The sequence below is a fragment of the Marinifilum breve genome (genome assembly GCF_003202155.1).
Lineage (GTDB): Bacteria > Bacteroidota > Bacteroidia > Bacteroidales > Marinifilaceae > Marinifilum > Marinifilum breve.
The window spans coordinates 93,945-112,814 of record NZ_QFLI01000005.1; the positions used below are offsets into that span (position 1 = coordinate 93,945).

The window sequence follows — 18,870 nt, forward strand, 5'->3', positions numbered from 1 at the left end:
ATCAATTTCGATTAACTATATTTAGCACTTTGATAAAAGAGACTAAAGAAATTTAACTATGCCCGATAATTTACTGAAAAACAAAGCCAATTTTGGCACCATGCCAGTTTTCCTAACTGCCATCTCAACCATTTTAGGAGCAATTTTGTTCCTTCGTTTCGGTTGGGCTGTTGGTAATGTTGGATTTATTGGAGTAATTGGAATCATTATTTTAGGTCATTTAATTACCATTCCTACAGCAATGGCTGTTGCAGAGATTGCAACCAACCAAAAAGTGTTAGGTGGTGGAGCCTACTACATTATTTCCCGATCGTTTGGATTAAACATTGGTGCCGCAATTGGAATTACACTCTACCTTTCGCAGGCAATTTCGGTGGCTTTTTATGTGATTGCCTTTGCCGAGGCTTTTGATCCGGCAATTCAATGGCTTGCGGATAATTATGGCCTTTTAATTTACGACAAAAGAGCCATTAGTATTCCAACCATGACCCTTTTGGCTGGTTTATTTCTCTATCGAGGTGCCAATATGGGGATGAAAGCCTTGTATGTTGTGGTAGCAACTTTAGGTCTTTCATTGGTCATGTTCTTTATCGGATCGCCAGATAATGCTCCAACAGAAATGGTTTTGGATGCTACCGTTGAAAATCCAAAGAGCTTCTTTTATGTATTCACTATTGTTTTCCCGGCTTTTACAGGTTTAGCTGCAGGACTAGGCCTTTCCGGCGATTTAAGAAATCCGAGAAAATCGATACCTAGAGGAACCATTTGGGCTACCGTTGGTGGACTGTTGATTTACATTTGGGCAGCCTACAAATTTACCGTATCTGCAAGTCCTGAAGATTTGGCTAGCGATCAGTTAATCATGAGAAAGATTGCCATTTGGGGTCCAATTATTCCAATTGGTTTGGCTGCGGCTTCACTTTCTTCAGCCTTGGGTTCAATAATGGTAGCACCAAGAACCCTACAGGCAATTGGTTTAGATGATATTTTCCCTCAAAAAGGATTGAACAAATGGTTAAAATCCGAAAGCAAGAAAAACAACGAACCCATTAATGCATCGGTGATTTCTATAGCTATTGCATTTGTTTTTGTTTTTATTGGCGATGTTGATTTTGTGGCCCAGATTATTTCCATGTTCTTCATGGTAACCTATGGTGCCATTTGTATCATCTCCTTCCTTGAGCATTTTGCAGCTGATCCTTCATACCGTCCAACCTTCCGTTCTAAGTGGTATTTATCCTTAATGGGAGCAGTTCTTTCGGTTTGGATCATGTTCCAAATGAATATGACCTATGCCATATTGTCATTAATGATAATGGGAGGAATCTACTATGGAATCAACGTAACCACGAAAGAAAACAGGGGCTTGGCGAAACTTTTCCGCGGAGTAGTTTTCCAGTTGAGTCGACACTTGCAAATATTTGCGCAGCGTGCTGAAAAAGGAGATCGTGAACTGAGCTGGAGGCCTTTTGCCATTTGTATTTCGCAAGATTCTTTCAAGCGCCGATCGGCATTCGATTTGTTAAGATGGATCTCCTATAAATACGGGTTTGGAACCTATATTCATTTCTTGGAAGGATTCTTAAACGAGGAAACCAATGAGGAATCGAAACAGGTAATGAACAAGTTGATTAACCTGGCTTCGGGAAGTAAAAACCGGGTTTATCTCGATACGATTATTTCTCCTTCCATGACTTCGGCAATTGCACAGGTAATGCAGTTATCAGGCATATCCGGACACGGTTATAACACCATACTTTTCGAGTTCTCGAGAACGGAACCTGAAAGATTAAATTATGTGATTGACAATTACAAACTGCTTGAATCAACTCATTTCGACGTTTGTATTTTGAATACATCCTATAAAGGATTTGGATATCAGAAAGAAATTCATGTTTGGATTGGTGCCAACGACTTGGAGAATGCAAACCTGATGATTCTTTTGGCCTACATCATTCAAGGACATCCTGATTGGAAGAAGGGAACCATTAAGATTTTTGCAATCTATCCGGGCGACCAGCTGGAAAGCCAGAAAGAAAAACTATTGGCTTTAATCAAATCTGGTCGATTACCAATATCTCCAAGCAATATCCAGTTGATAAATGCAAATTACGCCAACAAGAAACAGGTAATCATGTCAAAATCGATGGATGCCGATTTAAGTATTCTAGGTTTTAACCATGAAGAAGTGGTTGAAGAAGGTGTTGATTTGTTTACTGGCTTTGAAGATATGGGTAACATACTTTTTGTGAGTTCTTACAAAGAAATTAAAATTAAGTAATGGCTGATTTTATTAAAGTTACTGATGATTTGGGTCGAGAGGTAAACATTCCCTTTCCACCCAAAAGAATCATTCCTGCAGTTCCATCAACAACCGAATTTTTATTCGATTTGGGATTGGAAGGCAAGATAATTTCACGCACCAAGTTTTGTAGATATCCTAAAGGAAAGATTGAAAAGCTGCCTAATATCGGAGGTCCTAAAAACTTGTACGTCGATAAAATCAACCTTTTGAATCCGGATTTAATACTGGTTAACGAAGAGGAAAACAACAAAGCACAGGTTGAGGCCTTAATGGAAGATTTTCCAGTGTATGTTAGTAAGGTTCGAAATTACGAGGACGCCCTACAAAATATTTTAAACACAGGAAAAATAACGGGTACAGAGCCTAAGGCTTTCGAAATCACAAATAAAATACGAGCTGGTTTTGCTAAAATTCCTAAAAGTGCAGAACCCATAAAAGTATTGTACCTGATTTGGAGAAATCCTTTCATGGGAGTTGGTAAAAACTCTTTCATTAATTCAATGCTGGAGATGTGTGGATTTGAAAATATTCTACCCGATCCACAAGAAAGATATCCGAACCTGACAGCAGAAGAGATTAAGGATTTAAACCCTGATTTGGTACTGCTATCTTCGGAACCATATCCATTCGAGGAAGCCAACATCAAAGAAATTCGAGATATTCTTCCCAATGCTAAAATTAAATTGGTAGATGGAGAGATGTTCTCGTGGTACGAATCGCACATGCTGCAAGCAGCAGATTATTTTATAAACTTGATTAAAAAAATTAAAGCAGAATAATGTCTATTTTTGCTTTAAAAATTACAACTAAATGGAACGCATTGCTATTTTTCCCGGATCATTCGATCCTTTTACTATCGGACACGAATCTATTGTTACCCGGGCTTTACCTCTATTCGATAAAATTATTATTGCAATAGGATATAACTCTGAAAAGAGACAGTTTTTCCCAATTGATAAACGCATACAGTGGATTAAAGAAGCTTTTCAAAACAATCCAAAAATTGAGGTAGAAACTTTCGAAGGACTTACAGTTGAGTACTGTAAAAAGAAAAATGCACACTTTATTTTAAGAGGTTTGAGAACCGCTGCCGACTTTGAGTACGAACGTGCAATTGCTCAAATCAATAAAAAAATGGTTTACGAGTTAGAATCAATCTTTCTTTTAACCACACCCGAGCATACCATGATTACCTCGACCATTGTTCGCGATATCATTCGTCATGGTGGCGATGCTTCGCAATTTTTACCGGAAGTAACAGATCCTGATGCATACAAACTAAATCCATAAACCATGTCAAGAATAAGCAAAACTGTTTTAATTCTAGCTTTACTAACGGCACTTTGGATGCTTATAGCTCCTAATTATTTAAGAACGAGTCTTATTTATTGGTATGCCAATATCGACGATTACAAGATTTTCGAAAATACCGAAGTTAATGTTGCCGATGGCAGAGAGTGGAAAGAGGCTGATTCATACAACAAATATGAATTGGAATCTTCAGATCGTGAATATCTGGAAAATCATGAAACAGTTGCTTATTTGATCATACAAGACGGAAAAGTATTGTACGAAGAATATTGGGATGGATATGATTCAGATTCTCATTCCAATATTTTTTCTGCTACCAAAAGTATCGTAAGTCTGTTGATTGGTATCGCAATTGACGAAGGCAAAATTAAATCGGTAGATGAACCGATTGGAAATTACCTGGAAGAATTTGCCTATGATGAACGTGGTAAAGTAACTATTAAGAATTTGCTTACCATGAGTTCAGGTTTAGATTGGGACGAAGCATACAGCAGCCCAACATCCATTACTACAAAAGCCTATTATGGCAAGAAGCTGCGACAGGTTAGTACCGATCAGGAGTTAATCGAGAAACCTGGGGTTCGTTTCAGATATCAAAGTGGAAACACTCAGCTATTGGCTTTTATTGTGGAAGAAGCCACCGGCGAAACCATTTCGAAATATGCTGAAAGAACACTTTGGAAACCAATGCACGCGGTAAATACGGCACTTTGGAGTTTGGATAAAAAAGATGGCGACGAAAAATCATTCTGCTGTTTTAACACCAATGCTCGCGATGCGGCACGTTTTGGTCAATTGGTATTGAACAAAGGTGCATGGAATGGCAAACAGTTAATTTCAGAGCAATATTTAGCAGATGCTACCACAACTGCAGCATATTTGTTAAACGAAGAAAAAACTGCACCGCTCGATCATTACGGATACCAATACTGGATTCTTCCCTACAAAGACATGAATATTCCGTATATGCGCGGACATCGTGGACAATACATCTATTCTATTGCTGAGAAAAATGCAGTGGTAGTTCGTTTTGGTAAAGCAAAAGATGAAATTAAACAAGGTCCGATTACCATGGATATTCCAAAGTATGTTGACATCGCCTTAAAAATTCTGAAATAGAGAACCTCTGAAAGTTTCGCCATGAAAAATCTGTTTTTTCTTACTTTTTCCCTATTGATTTCCTTTGCCGCTAACGCCGAAAAAGTAATCCTTTCGGGAACAGCAAAAACTTATGCTGGAAGTACCATTAGCATCATGTATCATACCGATGCTTTTACCTATACGAGTGAGAAAATTACCGATTTTAAAGTGGATGTAAATGGCGAATATTCCGTAGAGTTGGATATTGATAAAACCCAACTTATCTATCTTCCTTTGGAAGTGTACAAAGCTTTCATGTATGTTGAACCTGGCAAAAAATATGAGCTAAGATTACCTCCAAAGCAAGAACTAACACCGGCACAAAAGCTAAATCCTTTTTTCGAAGCCGATGAATTGATGATTGGAATTGCGAACGTCGAACCAAACGAATTAAACCGAATCATTCGCACATTGGATGACAAAATGGATTCCTTTATCAATCAGAACTTTTACAAGATTTACAGAAAAAAAGAGAAATCAGCAGGAATTCAATTCTCAGAACAGCTAAAACAGGAGTTTGGCAGCATAAAAAATAAGTTTTTTACCGAATATTTTCGATACCGATTGGGATTTTTGGAGTTTTTATCGAACCCAAATTCTTTCCTGAAAATTGAGAATAATTTTTTCCAGAATCAGAAAATTCAGCTGAACAATCCAGCCTATATGAGTTTGTATAAAAAACAGTATGGGAACTTTTTTAACGGATATTTTAAACAGAAAGAAAGCCTGGCATTAAGCAATGCTTACAAAGCAGAAAACACCTATGCCGAAATCAAAAAGTTGATGCAAAAATACCCTGCCTATAACAATGCTCAATTGCTGGATATGATCATTGCAACCTCCACTTTTGATTCCTATACGCGAAAATTTATTGGAAAAGAAAAAACGCTTTCGATTCTACAAGATGTCATAAAAGCATCGAACCACACTTACAACAAAAAGCTTTGCCGCAACTACATTTCCAATATTACTCACTTGCAGAAAAACTACCCTGCTCCCGATTTCAATCTTGCTGGAGTTCAATTGGATGATTACAAAGGAAAATACCTATACCTGAATTTCTGTAACACACAATCTTACCCTTGCTTGCAAGATTTTAAAGAAATTGAAAAACTAAAGCAACAATTCGGACAGCACATTGAGTTCTTAAGCATTGTTTGCGATTGGGATGTGAAAAAGTGGTTGGAGTTCTCTAAAACCAACAAATACAGCTGGAAATTTATACCCATTGGCGATCAGCATCAGCTAATTCATGAATACAACGTGAAAGCTTTTCCTAGTTATGTGCTAATCGATCCGAAGGGAAATATCGTAAAAGCACCTGCGCAGGCACCAAAGGAATACATCCATTTGGAGTTTATAAAAATTGCCAGGGATGCTGCGAGGAAGGGACAGAAGAATTAAAACTTCAATTCCCTATCAATCCTAGAAATTAATTCCTGCTTTTCCTGTAAGGATTTTTGATATTTTTGAATTGCTATTTGATTGCTTCGCTTGATAAAAAGCATACGAAGGAAGGAAATACATACCAAAACCACATATACTGGAATATTACTCTCAAATAAATCATCAAACTCAAGAAAGCCTTGTCTGCTGTAACCTAATGTGAGCAAAACAGCCAACATTGTACAATAAAACAATTCTCTTATCACATTTTCCCTAACAATCTCTGAATAACTTTTTCCATGCATTTTCTCAAATGCAGCTTCAATAGCATTCTTTAGATCATTCTTTATTCTTAGCAGTTCGGTAGGATTGTATCCTCTTTCAAATAGTAAATTACCTGCATATATCTGTGGATCGATATTAATTCTATTGCTTTCCTGAAATAAAGCAAGCAATTCGGTATTGCTTCTTTTATTTAGCTTCTTTTTCCAATCCAGTATTCTCCAATTAAGCATTCTCTAATTTTATCGGTTATGCAATCACTTCCAGTATGGAAGCATAAGTATTGGTTTTAAACGCTTGCAAATTATCTTGGCCCAACCATTTTACTTCCTGAATATCCTCCTCGGTTTGAGGAACCAATTCTTCGCAACCTGAATAGGTCATTTGATACCAATAGGTGCGTTTCAAAACAAACTTTCCTTTCATCCAATAGGTATGATAGGTCGAGTTGAGTTCCTTTTCGATCTCAACACCTGAAATTCCGCACTCCTCTTCCACCTCTCGAATGGCAGCTTCCGGAATTTCTTCACCCTTCTCCACTTTTCCCTTTGGCAAATCCCATTTGTCCAATCGGTAAATGGCTAAAATCTCATGGTTCGAATTGTACACTTTTCCACCTGCAGCTTCAATGTATTTAAAGCACGATTTAAAATGAGCAAAAAGCGCTTCAAGATCGTCGGCAACCACAAAAATTTGCTCTCTGTGTTCTTCCTCATCAAACTGATGAATCAGGCCTTCCAAAGATTCTCCTTCCGTCCAGGCATAAACCATTCCTTCAAAATTCACACTTTCGTTTTTATCACCTAAAAAAATCAATCGATCTTTAAAAAATACTTTATACATTTGCGGTAGATTTTTAATACCGATTCTTTGCTTAATCTACTCACTTATTGCACTGCGTTTATAATTGAGTGTAAGCAATCTATCGGCATGATATGTCTTAGTAATTTTGTTAACAAAACCATATCAAATACATCGGAAAAACATAATGCTTTGAATTTCCGTGTTTTGAATTCGTATAACAATCCATAAATCCAGAGAAAGTATGCAAGATACTGCTAAACAAGTCGCTGAATATTTGCTACAAATTAAGGCAATTAAACTAGAACCAACAAACCCATTTACCTGGGCATCGGGATGGAAATCTCCTATTTATTGTGACAACCGTAAAACCCTTTCTTACCCAGAGGTTAGAACCTATATTAAGAAAGCTTTTGCTGAAGTTGTAATGGAAAAATATCCTGAAGTTGAAGTAATTGCAGGTGTTGCAACCGGTGCAATTGCACAGGGAGCTTTGGTTGCTGAAGAAATGAACAAACCAATGGTTTACATTCGTTCATCGGCAAAAGCTCACGGAATGACCAACTTAATTGAAGGCGAAATTAAGCCAGGACAAAAAGTTGTGGTTATCGAAGATTTAATCTCAACTGGTGGTAGTAGCTTAAAAGCGGTTCAGGCTTTAAGAGAAGCTGGTTGCGAAGTATTAGGTATGGTAGCTATTTTTACTTATGGTTTCCAAAAAGCAGTTGATAATTTTACTGAAAACAATTGTAAGCTTGATACTTTAAGTGAATACAACATCATGATTGATCGTGCTCAAGAAATTGGATACGTTAAAGCTGAAGATGTTGATCAATTGAAAGAATGGAGAAAAGATCCGGCAAGCTGGGGAGTTTAATCACTGGTTTACCGATTAAAAAATAATTTTAGAAAAGAGAGTATTCCTATGGAGTACCCTCTTTTGTATTCTTAATACGAAGACTAATGTCGACAACAAAAATTGTAAGTGAAGTACATAAGATTCCACATCTGGTAGGCGATGTATATGGTTTCTTATCAGATTTTAGAAAAATTGCCAAAGTTTTTGAATTGGCTGCAGAAAATCCTCAGGTGCAAGAGCAAATTGAAGCTCAAACCAAAAAGAAGATGAACATTAAAGAACACATCGAACATTGGGAAGCAACTGAAGACAACTGTACATTTGTGATTAAAGGATTCGGTGAAGCTGGATTACAATTTGTCGAAAAAGAAGAAAATAAAACCTTAAAATTAACTGGATACGGCAGAAGTCCATTCGAATTTTATTTATGGATTCAATTAATTGATAAAGGACCTTACGACACTAGAGTTCGATTAACCGTGCATGCTGAATTAAATGCCATGATGAAAATGATGCTGAAAAAGAAATTGGAAAAAGGCATCAATCAACTGGCTGAGGGATTGACACAAATTCCTTTCAGTGCGCTTCAGAATATGGAATAGTACCGCAAAGTAATTTTGAAAAGCTGTTGAATAACTCAACGGCTTTTTTTGTGTCTTCCAATATTTTGAATAGATTTGTTTTAAATGAATCTAAATAATAGATATAGAATTCTTGGCTTTTTGCTTGCCTTGGCATTTGTAATGCCAATAGTAATTAAAGCTCAGCACATGATGTTCCCCAATCACGAGCATCATTGTCATTCTTGTACAAATCATGCTCCTGATGTAGCTGACATTTGTGCAATTCAAGATTTCGACTACTTCTATTTTGATTCTACTGATATGGTTCACATACCTGCTGTTAGTAGTATTGAACTGATATCTCACAAAGCAAAACAAACCATTAAAATTCAAACTCCTCCCAGGTTTGATTTTAGCTTACGTGCTCCTCCAGAGTTTTTTGACATATAAATAACCTTAAAAAACAAGTCTTAAAATTATGCATTTGAAGTGAATCTATGTTGATATCACTCATTGGCTTGTACATTTATTTTTACTAAATCAAAAAACTCTTTTCATATCATGATCAGATATTTTCTGGCAGTATTATTACTATTGCCTTTATACGCTTTCTCATCAGTAGAGATAAGCAACAACAAATTAAGCGGGACTGTTACAGATCAAAACGATGGCACTCCCCTACCTGGAGTAAGTATTTTTGTACCTGAATTACAAAAAGGTGCAGTAAGTAATTCTGATGGTACTTATGTATTGGAACACTTACCCCAAGGGAAGTTAACGGTTCAATTTTCCTTTGTTGGTTACGAATCAATTATCAAAACAATTAACATTCAGTCTGAAAACACACAACTCAATGTGGATCTAGAATTTACCTCAGTTACCACACAAGACATTGTAGTTTCTGGTGGTTTTCCTTCTGCTCAGCATGAAAACTCCATTAAAATTTCAGTTCTTAATAAAGAGAAATTGGAAAATTTGGTGAATCCTTCGCTGGGAGAAAAGCTTTCCAGCATACCTGGTGTTGATGTAATTTCAAGAAGTCCGGCTGTAAGTACTCCTGTTATCAGAGGATTATCCTTAAACAACATCATTTTCCTTAACAATGGTGTTCGCTTAGAAAATTTCCAGTTTTCAACCGATCATCCATTTTTGGTTAATGAACAAGGAGCCAATCATATCGAAGTGATAAAAGGTCCAGCCTCATTGCTTTACGGATCGGATGCAATGGGTGGTGTGATTAATATTCTTCGCGAAAAACCTGCTCCGGCTAATTCAGTTCAAGCAGATGTTTCTTCTGAATTTCATTCTGTATCCAATGGTTGGAATCACAACATTGGCGTTAAAGGAAGTTCGAATAGTTTGTTCTGGATGGTAAGAGCAACAAAACAATCTCACCGCGATTACAAAGATGGTAACGGTGACTATGTACCAAATACCCGTTTCAATTCGGAAGGTTTACAATTGGGTTTAGGTATGATTAAAAACTTCGGAAGTTTTAAACTTTATTATGACTACCTACAGCCTAAATTAGGCATGACAAACGGTGAAGCTTTAGAGGTAGTTGGTGAAGGTAATCGAAAGAATCACTATTGGTTTCAGGATTTAACTCAACATCTTATTTCGTCGAGGAATCGATTATTTCTGGGAAATTACAAATTGGAAGTGAATGCTGCATATCAATTCAATAACCGACAATTAAAAGGTAATCCTAATTCAGAATATTTTCGATTGGTGGATATGGATTTAAAAACTTTCACCTATGACAGTAAGTTGTATTTCCCAACAGGAGAAAACACCGAATTCCTGGTAGGAGTTCAAGGAATGCATCAGTCCAATAAAAATCAGGGAGCACCAAATAGAATTATTCCCGATGCAAAAATTGATGACTTTTCTTTATTCTCTTTGTTGAAAAAAGAAATTGGAAAAGCCGATATTCAATTTGGAGTTAGGTATGATCACAGATCTCTTTACGTTCCTGAACAAGAAGCGGGTGGACACTCTCACGGAGAACCAGAAGATGAGCATCATGAAGAGGAAGGTGATCACCACGAAGAAGAGGGAGAAGAACATCATGAGGAAGAAGGTGAGCATCATGAAGAAGAAATGGTGCATATCAATCGTAAGTTTGATAACCTGAATGCTTCCTTAGGTGCAACATTTCATCTTTCTGAATCATTATTAATGAGAACCAACTTTGCTACAGGGTACCGTGTACCAAATTTAGCTGAACTTTCACAACATGGTCTTCATGGTAACAGATTCGAGGAAGGAAATACCGACTTGGATGCTCAGAAAAGTTTCGAAACCGATTTGGGACTGCATTACCATACAAGCAACCACAATATCGATTTTTCACTTTTCTACAATAAGGTGTACGATTTTATTTACCTGGCACCAACTGATGAACCTGCACCAGAAGGAGCTGGATTTGTTTATGCTTACGATCAGCAAGATGCCAAGTTATATGGTGGTGAAATCTCGATAAATATAGTACCAGTAAATTACCTAAAAGTTCATTCCGATTATTCAATGGTAATTGGTAAGCAAGATGATGGCGGAAGATTGCCTTTTATACCACAACACAAATTGAATACGAGCCTGGAATTCTTTGGGAAGGGCAACAAACAATTTAAGAATCCTTTTATCAAATTTGAATGGAAATATGCTATGGATCAAGATGATCCTGCTCAGTTCGAAACCAAAACTGCAGCATATCATCTGTTTAATATTCAGACAGGAACTTCGTTTAAAATTGGAAACTTTGATGCTAAGCTATTGACAGGTGTAAGCAATTTGTTCGATAAAACATACATAGATCACCTTTCTAGTATTAAACCATTAAGATTTTACAATCCAGGACGAAATGTGAATGTAAAATTGTCATTGAATTTTTAGTATAGATACTAGCTTACAACATTCAGCTCTCAGCTAACAGCACTTTTTTGCTGACGCTGAGAGCTGACAGCTTTTAGCTAAAAAGCTCCAAGTTACAAGTCACAAGTATTTTCCCCCTTGAAGCTTGTAGCTTGAGGCTTATAGCTATTACAAATCTCTATCTTATAAAACTCACCTCTTTAAAATTGTAAATTCTTTCCTCTCCTTCTGCAACAATTCTCAATTGTCCCCATTCTGTAATTCCCACAATTTCTCCTGAAAACATACCATTTTCATCCTTATAAGAATGTATTTCATTCATCCAATAAAGCGTGTCTAAGTAATCTTTTTCCAACTGTTTTTTGTCACCATCCTTAAGTTGGAAATATCTATTTTCAATTTTACCCAATAAGTTTGAAAGTTCTATTTCTAAATCATACTCTTGATTTGTACAGTTTGATAGAGAAATTGGATTTGGAGCATCGGAAATAAACTTGCGTTGATTGATATTTAATCCAATGCCACATACTGATGTGCTCAATACAGATCCCATTATGGAGTGTTCGATCAAGATTCCTGCAATTTTCTTATCACCCAGATAAATGTCATTGGGCCATTTAATGAATACATCATCTACATATTCTTTCAAATAATCATATACACCAAGAGAAATAACCATCGAAATATTAAATTGATCGGGTATTGGCAGAAATTCTGGTCTCAGAATGATACTAATGGTAAGGTTTTTGCCACTTTCACTTTCCCAAGAATTTGTTTGCTGTCCGCGGCCTTTTGTCTGATTTAATGTCAAAACGACAGTTCCGGCTGCAGGATTTGCGGATTTTATCAATTCCAAGGCAAAATTATTTGTGGAATTTATCTCGTTCTTGCGTACAATTAATTGGGGAGTAAATAATTTTTGCTGCATGTAATGGCTTGTTGGTTTATGATTTGTGGAATTACTATCTTTAAAAATAATACATTCCTGATCGACAAAAATAAGAAGAAAGATTAAACAATTATAACGCTTAAAAGGTTATAAAATCTGTAGATTAGTAAATTATATCACTTTCGACAAGCAATATGCAAAAGGAAGTTATTGAGAATAAAAAAAAATTATCTTTGTAAGTAAAATTAAAATATGACAAAAAAGCAGGAGTATAACTCAGAGGAGCTGGCAGATGCAATTATTGAAGGGTTGCAAGAGAGGAAAGCAGAAGATATTGTAAAAATAGATTTAAGAAATATTGACAGCTCGGTATGTAAATATTTTATAGTCTGTCACGGAACATCTACTACGCATGTTACGGGTTTAGCTGATTCCGTTGAAGATTACGTAAGAGAAGAAATTAACGAAAAAGTATGGAAAAAAGAGGGATTGCAAAATGCACAGTGGATCCTTTTAGACTATGCGGATGTTGTAGTTCATATTTTCCAAAAAGAATATAGAGATTTTTACCAATTAGAAAGTTTATGGGCAGATGCTCCAATAACCCGAATGGAGGATCCTCAGCCTAATCAATAACCTTTAACTAAAAAGAATGACAGAGAATAATAATCAAAATAAATCTCCTTTTTCAAAAGGGAAAAATGGGAACAACATGATTAAGCCTCCTAAATTCAATGCTTATTGGATTTATGGTTTAATCGCAGTAGCCTTTATTGCCCTTAACTTGCTGGACTTGGGACAGAGCCCAAAAGAAACCAGTTGGCAAAAGGTTAAAAATGAAATGATCCGCAACCAGGATGTTGACCGAATTGTTGTGATCAGAAATCTTTTAGAAGTAAACGTTTACCTAAGAGAAGAAAGTTTAGACAAGTATCCTGATCTTTTCGAATCTAGTTTTGATTCTCCATCTAAATCAGGTCCACATTATACCTTTCCTATTGGTACTGTTGAACAATTTGCTCAGCAACTAGAGAAAGCACAAGAAAAAATCTCTGAATACGACAGAATTGAGCCTGAATATACCACTCAGGAAAATCCTTTTGGTGATTTTATTATGTGGATACTTCCTTTTGCTTTAATCATCGGAATTTGGTTCTATGTTTTCCGCAGAATGAGCCGTGGTGCCGGTGGCGGTGGCGGAGGTGGTAACATCTTTAACGTTGGTAAATCGAAAGCTAAAGTTTTTGACAAGGAATCAAATATCAATGTAAACTTTAATGATGTTGCAGGTCTTGCTGAAGCCAAACAGGAAGTAGAAGAAATTGTAGAATTCCTAAAACATCCACAACGATATACTAAATTGGGTGGTAAAATTCCTAAAGGAGCTTTACTTGTAGGCCCTCCGGGAACTGGTAAAACCTTATTGGCAAAAGCTGTTGCTGGTGAAGCAAACGTTCCTTTCTTCAGCATGTCGGGTTCCGATTTTGTTGAAATGTTCGTAGGTGTTGGTGCAAGCCGTGTTCGTGATTTGTTCAAACAAGCCAAAGAGAAAGCGCCTTGTATTGTATTTATCGATGAGATTGATGCAATTGGTCGTGCCCGTGGTAAAAACCCAAATATGGGATCGAACGACGAACGTGAGAATACCTTGAACCAGTTGTTGACAGAAATGGATGGTTTCGATACCAATTCAGGAGTTATTATTTTGGCAGCAACCAACCGTGCTGACATTCTTGACCGTGCCTTAATGCGTGCAGGTCGTTTCGATCGTCAGATTCATGTTGAATTGCCAGATTTGAACGAAAGAAGAGAGATCTTTAATGTACACTTAAAACCATTAAAGCTTGATCCTAAAATTGATCAGGAATTTCTTGCAAAGCAAACTCCAGGTTTCTCGGGTGCTGATATTGCCAATGTTTGTAATGAAGCTGCTTTGATTGCGGCTAGAAAGAAAAAAGATATCATTGAAAAACAAGATTTCCTTGATGCGATCGATCGTATTATTGGTGGTCTTGAAAAGAAAAACAAGATCATTTCTTTAGAAGAGAAAAAGACAATTGCTTTTCACGAAGCTGGTCATGCCACAATTTCATGGTTGCTAGAGCATGCTCATCCTTTGGTAAAAGTTACCATTGTTCCTCGTGGTAAAGCTCTTGGTGCTGCTTGGTACCTTCCTGAAGAGAGAAGTATTACAACCAAAGAGCAAATGCTTGATGAAATGTGTTCTACTCTTGGAGGTAGAGCTGCCGAAGAAATTACTTTTGGCAAAGTATCAACAGGTGCTCAGAACGATTTAGAGAAAGTAACCAAGCAAGCAATTGCAATGGTATCAATCTTTGGTATGAGCGATAAGGTTGGTAATGTTAGTTACTACGATTCATCGGGACAATCTGATTATTCATTCTCGAAACCTTACAGTGAAAAAACTGCTGAGTTGATCGATCAAGAGGTAAAAACTTTGATTGAAAACAGCTACGAAAGAGCAAAACAAGTACTTCGTGATAATGAAGAAGGTCATAATAAATTGGCAGAACTTCTTTTAGAACGTGAGGTAATCTTTAGCGAGGATCTTGAAGAAATCTTTGGCAAAAGAAATTTTGGCAAAGAGCAAGAAGTAGAAGAAAAGAAAATTGTTCCTCCAACCACTGAAGGTGATAATGAAAGTAAAGCAGTTTAATCTGTATTAACTGAATATTTGAAAGCTGGATTACCAATGGTAATTCAGCTTTTCTTTTTGACACATTTTAAAGATATGCTGACAAACAATCTGTAAGATGTTGTTAAAACATGATCTCAGAAGATCTTACTCAAATAAGTCGTGAAAAAACACTATTTTTGAAAGCTGAAACACTAACTGAACAAATTGATGCTTGCATCAAAGAACTATTAATTCATTTCACGTGGGGAACTTTTTAACAAGAACATTATTTGGAGCGATATTCGTAATTGTACTTATAGCAGGAATCATTATTCATCCCTTTGCTTTTTTTGCAGTATTTATGGGTATTACAATTCTAGCTAGCTTTGAATTCTACAAGCTCATTCAAAAAAACAATTGCGTTCCTCAAATTGCCACAGGATTAATTGGCGCAGCACTTTTGTTCACATCATGCTTTGCATACACTCATTATAACAATTCCACACTATTTGCCTTGTTTGTTCCTTTACTGGTACTTATCCCAATAATTGAGATGTACCGAAAAAAAGAAAATCCTTTTGGGAACATAGCTTATACATTTATGGGATTGTTGTATGTAGCGTTACCCTTTTCTCTTTTGAATTTCATGGTGTTCCCTTTTGGAGATAATCAATTTCATTGGGAGATTTTAATGGGCATTTTCGTTTTAATTTGGGCGAATGACACTGGAGCCTATTTGGTTGGAGTAAACTTTGGAAAACATCGTTTATTCGAGAGAATTTCTCCTAAAAAATCATGGGAAGGAAGCATTGGAGGTGCAGTAATTACACTTGCCATTGCATATTTGATTTCATTATACTCAAAGGAATTAACTTCTGCACAATGGATCATTGGCGGAGCTATTGTTGTGGTATTCGGATCCATGGGTGATTTGGTAGAATCCTTACTAAAAAGAAGCATTAACATCAAAGATTCAGGAAACTTGATCCCTGGTCATGGTGGTTTATTAGATCGATTCGATGCCATATTACTTGTTTCACCTATGATATTCGTATTTCTTCAAATCATCAATGAGTTCTTCCGTTAAAAAACTCATAATCATTACAAGTCAAGAATAAAATCCAAAAAGAAAAAGGTATTTTTAGTAGAAATTCAATCTAAAAATAATTTCTACATGGATTTAAATATTAAAGATCAACTTTTTGTAGTCTGCGGTGCAACTTCTGGTTTTGGAGCTGCAGTATTAAACTACCTGGTTCAGGATGGAGCCAAAGTAATTGCTATTGCACGTAGCAATGAAAAACTAATTGAACTAGAGAAAGAGTACCCCAACTCCATTGAAAGGTTAAGTGCTGACATTACCGTACCTGAGAGCATACAAGTTTTACTGGATAAAATAAATAACAGGAAAATTTCAGGTGTATTTGTAAATGCCGGAGGTCCGCCAGCTATGAAAACCTTAGAAACAAAAATTGAAGATTGGGACAATGCCTATCATCAATTACTGCGTTGGAAAGTAGCACTTACGCAAGCCCTAATTCCCTTAATGATGAAAGAATCTTATGGAAGAATGGTGTTCCTGGAAAGTTCATCTGTAAAACAGCCTATCGACAATTTGGTTCTAAGTACATCCTTAAGACTTTCCGTGGTAGGATTTGTAAAAACATTATCTCAGGAAATTGCTGATTCGGGTGTAACTTTAAATATTGTTGGACCAGGTTATCATGAAACTCCGGCCATCAATCGTTTATTGGATAAAAAAGCTGAGCAGGAAAATATCACAACACAGGAAGCCAAAGATAAAATAGCAGCAGGAATTCGAATGAAAAAAATGGGAAATCCTGATGATTTAGGGCAATTGGCAGCTTGGCTATTATCTCCCGCTTCGGGATACATCACTGGTCAGACCATTAGCGTTGATGGTGGACAAATATTAGGTGTACACGGTTAAATTTACAATTTCATTTGCTTCCAATTAGGATAAACATTAACTTAATAGAACCCAAAATGTAATCCTAAAAACTCTTGTACAATGAAGAATTTACTCGACAACATTTTAAACTTCTTCAATTCAACTAATGAGGAAGAATTTTACTACGTAAAAATGGAACGCAATGAAAAGTGCTATTGCGATAGTGGCAAAAAATACAAATCCTGTCATTATCCAGATCATCAAAAAAGAAGCAAAATTGCGGTTCGAAAAATAGATGAAAAAACAGGCGAAGAAGAAATTAAAATCTTATCGGTAAAAAAACTAAGAAAAGAGCATTTTAGAGTTAGAACCAGTGTAAGTTAAAATATTCTCAAAAGAGATCATTCTAACGAATGATCTCTTTTTATTTTCTTTTTACTACCTTAACCTGATCGAGAGTGATACTTCCATAATCGTTTCCCCAAGAATTTAGTATGTAATTGAATACCAAAACCAATTCCTCATCAGTCAATCCAGAGGCAGGCATCAGGCTATTGTATTTCACTCCATTTACTTTTATAGGTTTATTACTTCCAAACTTCACCATGTAAATGGCATCTTCTAAATTCTCTCGTAAATAATCAGCATCTGCCAAAGGCGGATAAAACTTTTCTATTCCTTTCCCCGACTTCATATGGCAATTCATACACTTCGCTCGATATAAAACTGCTCCTTTCTCTAAGTCCTGTTCCGACAAACTTATATTCTGATCTGTACTTACTGTCTTCTTTTTATCAGATCCTCCGCAAGCCGTAACTAGAAAGAATGAGAAAAAGACAAATATTAGGTTTATTAATTTCATGCTTCAGATTCTTGTTTAGACCTAATAAAAATAATCAACACAAGTGATATTATCAAAATAAATCTATCATCTAAATAGCTAAGTGTCGTAAAAAAAGAAAGTTAAGCATAAAAAACTACAAAATTATTTTATATATTTATATAGAACCACTTAACCGGACGAGAATAATTTTATTGGATTATTGCCCATTTTCTCTCCTTAACCCTAAAATTTGGAGGAATAACTATGAAGTTAAAACTTGCTATTTGCCTTGCCTTTCTTCTTCAATCTTTTATTTCGGTTAGTCAAAATGCTAAAGAGTTATATTATGACTTTGAGGTAGGTGTAATAGAACACCTTGAAGAATATATCCCTGAGGACATAATGATTACCAACGAAGCAGGTGAATTGGTTAATCTAAAAAAGCAGATCGATAAGCCTACTGCATTAATATTTGTATACTACCGATGTCCCGGAATTTGCAGTCCCTTAATGGATGGATTGGCAGAAGTTATTGAAAAAAGTGACTTAGAACTTTCCGAAGATTACCAAGTAATCACAATCAGTTTTGATCCTACAGAAACCATTGACTTGGCCATTAAAAAGAAAAACAACTACAAATCTTTGGTAAAAGAAAAAAACACCGAAGAAGGTTGGAAGTTCTTCACTGCAGACAGTCTTAACATAGCTAAAGCAACACAAAGCATGGGATTTCGTTACAAAAAAACTGGTAACGACTATACACATGCAGCTACAGTTATCGTATTGAGTCCAGAAGGTAAGATTACCCGATATTTAAATGGAACTTATTTTCTTCCATTCGAATTTAAGCTGGCCATGCTTGAGGCGTCCAAAGGTCAAGCCGGACCTACCATCAATAAAATATTACAATATTGTTATTCATATGATCCTGTAGGACAGGCCTATGTTTTAAATATTACAAAAATTACAGGTACAATCATACTTGCAATGGGAATCATCATATTCCTATTACTGGTGATTAGAAAACCACGAAAAAAAAGAAGTTAACCACAAATTACACCATTCAAAAACAGTAATTATCGTGTAA

At 36.1% G+C, this 18,870-nt stretch carries 19 protein-coding genes; 15 read left to right on the top strand and 4 right to left on the bottom strand.

Annotated features, from left to right (window positions below):
- The first annotated feature begins 58 nt into the window (after positions 1-58).
- From DF185_RS12280 to DF185_RS12300, 5 genes are read left to right on the top strand one after another with little or no spacing between them, the layout of a single operon-like run.
- Positions 59-2,281: an APC family permease gene (locus DF185_RS12280; protein WP_110361049.1), complete on the top strand. Its 2,223-nt coding sequence runs from the start codon at positions 59-61 to the stop codon at positions 2,279-2,281.
- The gene (locus DF185_RS12285; RefSeq protein WP_207784638.1) at positions 2,281-3,084 is read left to right on the top strand and encodes a helical backbone metal receptor; all 804 of its coding nucleotides are present in this window, start codon (positions 2,281-2,283) and stop codon (positions 3,082-3,084) included. The genes DF185_RS12280 and DF185_RS12285 overlap by 1 nt, the downstream gene beginning before the upstream one ends.
- Before the next feature lie 31 nt (positions 3,085-3,115).
- Entirely contained in the window at positions 3,116-3,595 is a 480-nt protein-coding gene (gene coaD, locus DF185_RS12290) for a pantetheine-phosphate adenylyltransferase (RefSeq protein WP_110361050.1), read from the top strand.
- A 3-nt stretch (positions 3,596-3,598) separates the two neighbouring features.
- Positions 3,599-4,735, top strand: coding sequence for a serine hydrolase domain-containing protein (locus tag DF185_RS12295; protein WP_110361051.1), 1,137 nt, complete (start codon positions 3,599-3,601; stop codon positions 4,733-4,735).
- A gap of 21 nt (positions 4,736-4,756) precedes the next feature.
- Entirely contained in the window at positions 4,757-6,160 is a 1,404-nt protein-coding gene (locus DF185_RS12300) for a TlpA family protein disulfide reductase (protein ID WP_110361052.1), read from the top strand.
- Here the strand turns inward: DF185_RS12300 and DF185_RS12305 are convergent.
- Both DF185_RS12305 and DF185_RS12310 read right to left on the bottom strand, forming a co-directional pair.
- Positions 6,157-6,657 carry a hypothetical protein gene (locus DF185_RS12305; RefSeq protein ID WP_110361053.1) on the bottom strand — a complete coding sequence of 167 codons (501 nt, stop codon included), beginning with the start codon at positions 6,655-6,657 and terminating at the stop codon, positions 6,157-6,159. The genes DF185_RS12300 and DF185_RS12305 overlap by 4 nt on opposite strands.
- A gap of 16 nt (positions 6,658-6,673) precedes the next feature.
- Positions 6,674-7,267, bottom strand: coding sequence for an NUDIX hydrolase (locus DF185_RS12310; protein WP_110361054.1), 594 nt, complete (start codon positions 7,265-7,267; stop codon positions 6,674-6,676).
- Positions 7,268-7,469: 202 nt separating this feature from the next.
- Here DF185_RS12310 and pyrE point away from each other — a divergent pair, with 202 nt between their 5' ends.
- From pyrE to DF185_RS12330, 4 genes are all read left to right on the top strand, one after another.
- On the top strand, positions 7,470-8,102 hold the full coding sequence (pyrE, locus tag DF185_RS12315; RefSeq protein ID WP_110361055.1) for an orotate phosphoribosyltransferase: 633 nt from the start codon (positions 7,470-7,472) through the stop codon (positions 8,100-8,102).
- An 86-nt stretch (positions 8,103-8,188) separates the two neighbouring features.
- Positions 8,189-8,686, top strand: coding sequence for a hypothetical protein (locus DF185_RS12320; RefSeq protein WP_110361056.1), 498 nt, complete (start codon positions 8,189-8,191; stop codon positions 8,684-8,686).
- 84 nt (positions 8,687-8,770) lie between these two features.
- Complete coding sequence (locus DF185_RS12325; RefSeq protein ID WP_110361057.1) at positions 8,771-9,097, top strand: hypothetical protein; 327 nt, start codon at positions 8,771-8,773, stop codon at positions 9,095-9,097.
- Between the two features lie 111 nt (positions 9,098-9,208).
- Positions 9,209-11,542, top strand: coding sequence for a TonB-dependent receptor (locus tag DF185_RS12330; RefSeq protein ID WP_110361058.1), 2,334 nt, complete (start codon positions 9,209-9,211; stop codon positions 11,540-11,542).
- Positions 11,543-11,699: 157 nt separating this feature from the next.
- On the opposite strand, the gene DF185_RS12335 is transcribed toward DF185_RS12330, so the two are convergent.
- On the bottom strand, positions 11,700-12,449 hold the full coding sequence (locus DF185_RS12335; protein WP_110361059.1) for a biotin--[acetyl-CoA-carboxylase] ligase: 750 nt from the start codon (positions 12,447-12,449) through the stop codon (positions 11,700-11,702).
- A 213-nt stretch (positions 12,450-12,662) separates the two neighbouring features.
- Between DF185_RS12335 and rsfS the strand changes: the two genes are divergently transcribed.
- The 5 genes from rsfS to DF185_RS12360 all read left to right on the top strand — a co-directional run bounded on the left by rsfS (position 12,663) and on the right by DF185_RS12360 (position 17,344).
- Entirely contained in the window at positions 12,663-13,046 is a 384-nt protein-coding gene (gene rsfS / locus DF185_RS12340; RefSeq protein ID WP_110361060.1) for a ribosome silencing factor, read from the top strand.
- Positions 13,047-13,062: 16 nt separating this feature from the next.
- Entirely contained in the window at positions 13,063-15,087 is a 2,025-nt protein-coding gene (ftsH, locus tag DF185_RS12345; RefSeq protein WP_110361061.1) for an ATP-dependent zinc metalloprotease FtsH, read from the top strand.
- A gap of 223 nt (positions 15,088-15,310) precedes the next feature.
- Complete coding sequence (locus tag DF185_RS12350; RefSeq protein ID WP_165836026.1) at positions 15,311-16,135, top strand: phosphatidate cytidylyltransferase; 825 nt, start codon at positions 15,311-15,313, stop codon at positions 16,133-16,135.
- 87 nt (positions 16,136-16,222) lie between these two features.
- Positions 16,223-16,999, top strand: coding sequence for an SDR family oxidoreductase (locus DF185_RS12355; protein WP_110361063.1), 777 nt, complete (start codon positions 16,223-16,225; stop codon positions 16,997-16,999).
- Between the two features lie 81 nt (positions 17,000-17,080).
- Positions 17,081-17,344, top strand: coding sequence for an SEC-C metal-binding domain-containing protein (locus DF185_RS12360; RefSeq protein WP_110361064.1), 264 nt, complete (start codon positions 17,081-17,083; stop codon positions 17,342-17,344).
- A 40-nt stretch (positions 17,345-17,384) separates the two neighbouring features.
- Here DF185_RS12360 and DF185_RS12365 read toward each other — a convergent pair whose 3' ends face one another.
- Positions 17,385-17,822: a c-type cytochrome gene (locus tag DF185_RS12365; protein ID WP_110361065.1), complete on the bottom strand. Its 438-nt coding sequence runs from the start codon at positions 17,820-17,822 to the stop codon at positions 17,385-17,387.
- Positions 17,823-18,047: 225 nt separating this feature from the next.
- Here DF185_RS12365 and DF185_RS12370 point away from each other — a divergent pair, with 225 nt between their 5' ends.
- A complete protein-coding gene (locus tag DF185_RS12370; RefSeq protein WP_110361066.1) occupies positions 18,048-18,830 on the top strand; it encodes an SCO family protein in 783 nt (260 codons plus the stop codon).
- The last annotated feature ends 40 nt before the right edge of the window (positions 18,831-18,870 follow it).

What these genes read in the sequence shown, in the direction of transcription:
- DF185_RS12360 (WP_110361064.1), top strand. Translation starts at nt 17,081, where the DNA reads ATGAAGAATTTACTCGACAACATTTTAAACTTCTTCAATTCAACTAAT.
- DF185_RS12285 (WP_207784638.1), top strand. Translation starts at nt 2,281, where the DNA reads ATGGCTGATTTTATTAAAGTTACTGATGATTTGGGTCGAGAGGTAAAC.
- DF185_RS12325 (WP_110361057.1), top strand. Translation starts at nt 8,771, where the DNA reads ATGAATCTAAATAATAGATATAGAATTCTTGGCTTTTTGCTTGCCTTG.
- DF185_RS12330 (WP_110361058.1), top strand. Translation starts at nt 9,209, where the DNA reads ATGATCAGATATTTTCTGGCAGTATTATTACTATTGCCTTTATACGCT.
- coaD (WP_110361050.1), top strand. Translation starts at nt 3,116, where the DNA reads ATGGAACGCATTGCTATTTTTCCCGGATCATTCGATCCTTTTACTATC.
- DF185_RS12310 (WP_110361054.1), bottom strand. Translation starts at nt 7,267, where the DNA reads ATGTATAAAGTATTTTTTAAAGATCGATTGATTTTTTTAGGTGATAAA.
- DF185_RS12365 (WP_110361065.1), bottom strand. Translation starts at nt 17,822, where the DNA reads ATGAAATTAATAAACCTAATATTTGTCTTTTTCTCATTCTTTCTAGTT.
- DF185_RS12305 (WP_110361053.1), bottom strand. Translation starts at nt 6,657, where the DNA reads ATGCTTAATTGGAGAATACTGGATTGGAAAAAGAAGCTAAATAAAAGA.
- DF185_RS12320 (WP_110361056.1), top strand. Translation starts at nt 8,189, where the DNA reads ATGTCGACAACAAAAATTGTAAGTGAAGTACATAAGATTCCACATCTG.
- DF185_RS12300 (WP_110361052.1), top strand. Translation starts at nt 4,757, where the DNA reads ATGAAAAATCTGTTTTTTCTTACTTTTTCCCTATTGATTTCCTTTGCC.
- DF185_RS12280 (WP_110361049.1), top strand. Translation starts at nt 59, where the DNA reads ATGCCCGATAATTTACTGAAAAACAAAGCCAATTTTGGCACCATGCCA.
- ftsH (WP_110361061.1), top strand. Translation starts at nt 13,063, where the DNA reads ATGACAGAGAATAATAATCAAAATAAATCTCCTTTTTCAAAAGGGAAA.
- rsfS (WP_110361060.1), top strand. Translation starts at nt 12,663, where the DNA reads ATGACAAAAAAGCAGGAGTATAACTCAGAGGAGCTGGCAGATGCAATT.
- DF185_RS12295 (WP_110361051.1), top strand. Translation starts at nt 3,599, where the DNA reads ATGTCAAGAATAAGCAAAACTGTTTTAATTCTAGCTTTACTAACGGCA.
- DF185_RS12370 (WP_110361066.1), top strand. Translation starts at nt 18,048, where the DNA reads ATGAAGTTAAAACTTGCTATTTGCCTTGCCTTTCTTCTTCAATCTTTT.
- pyrE (WP_110361055.1), top strand. Translation starts at nt 7,470, where the DNA reads ATGCAAGATACTGCTAAACAAGTCGCTGAATATTTGCTACAAATTAAG.
- DF185_RS12335 (WP_110361059.1), bottom strand. Translation starts at nt 12,449, where the DNA reads ATGCAGCAAAAATTATTTACTCCCCAATTAATTGTACGCAAGAACGAG.
- DF185_RS12355 (WP_110361063.1), top strand. Translation starts at nt 16,223, where the DNA reads ATGGATTTAAATATTAAAGATCAACTTTTTGTAGTCTGCGGTGCAACT.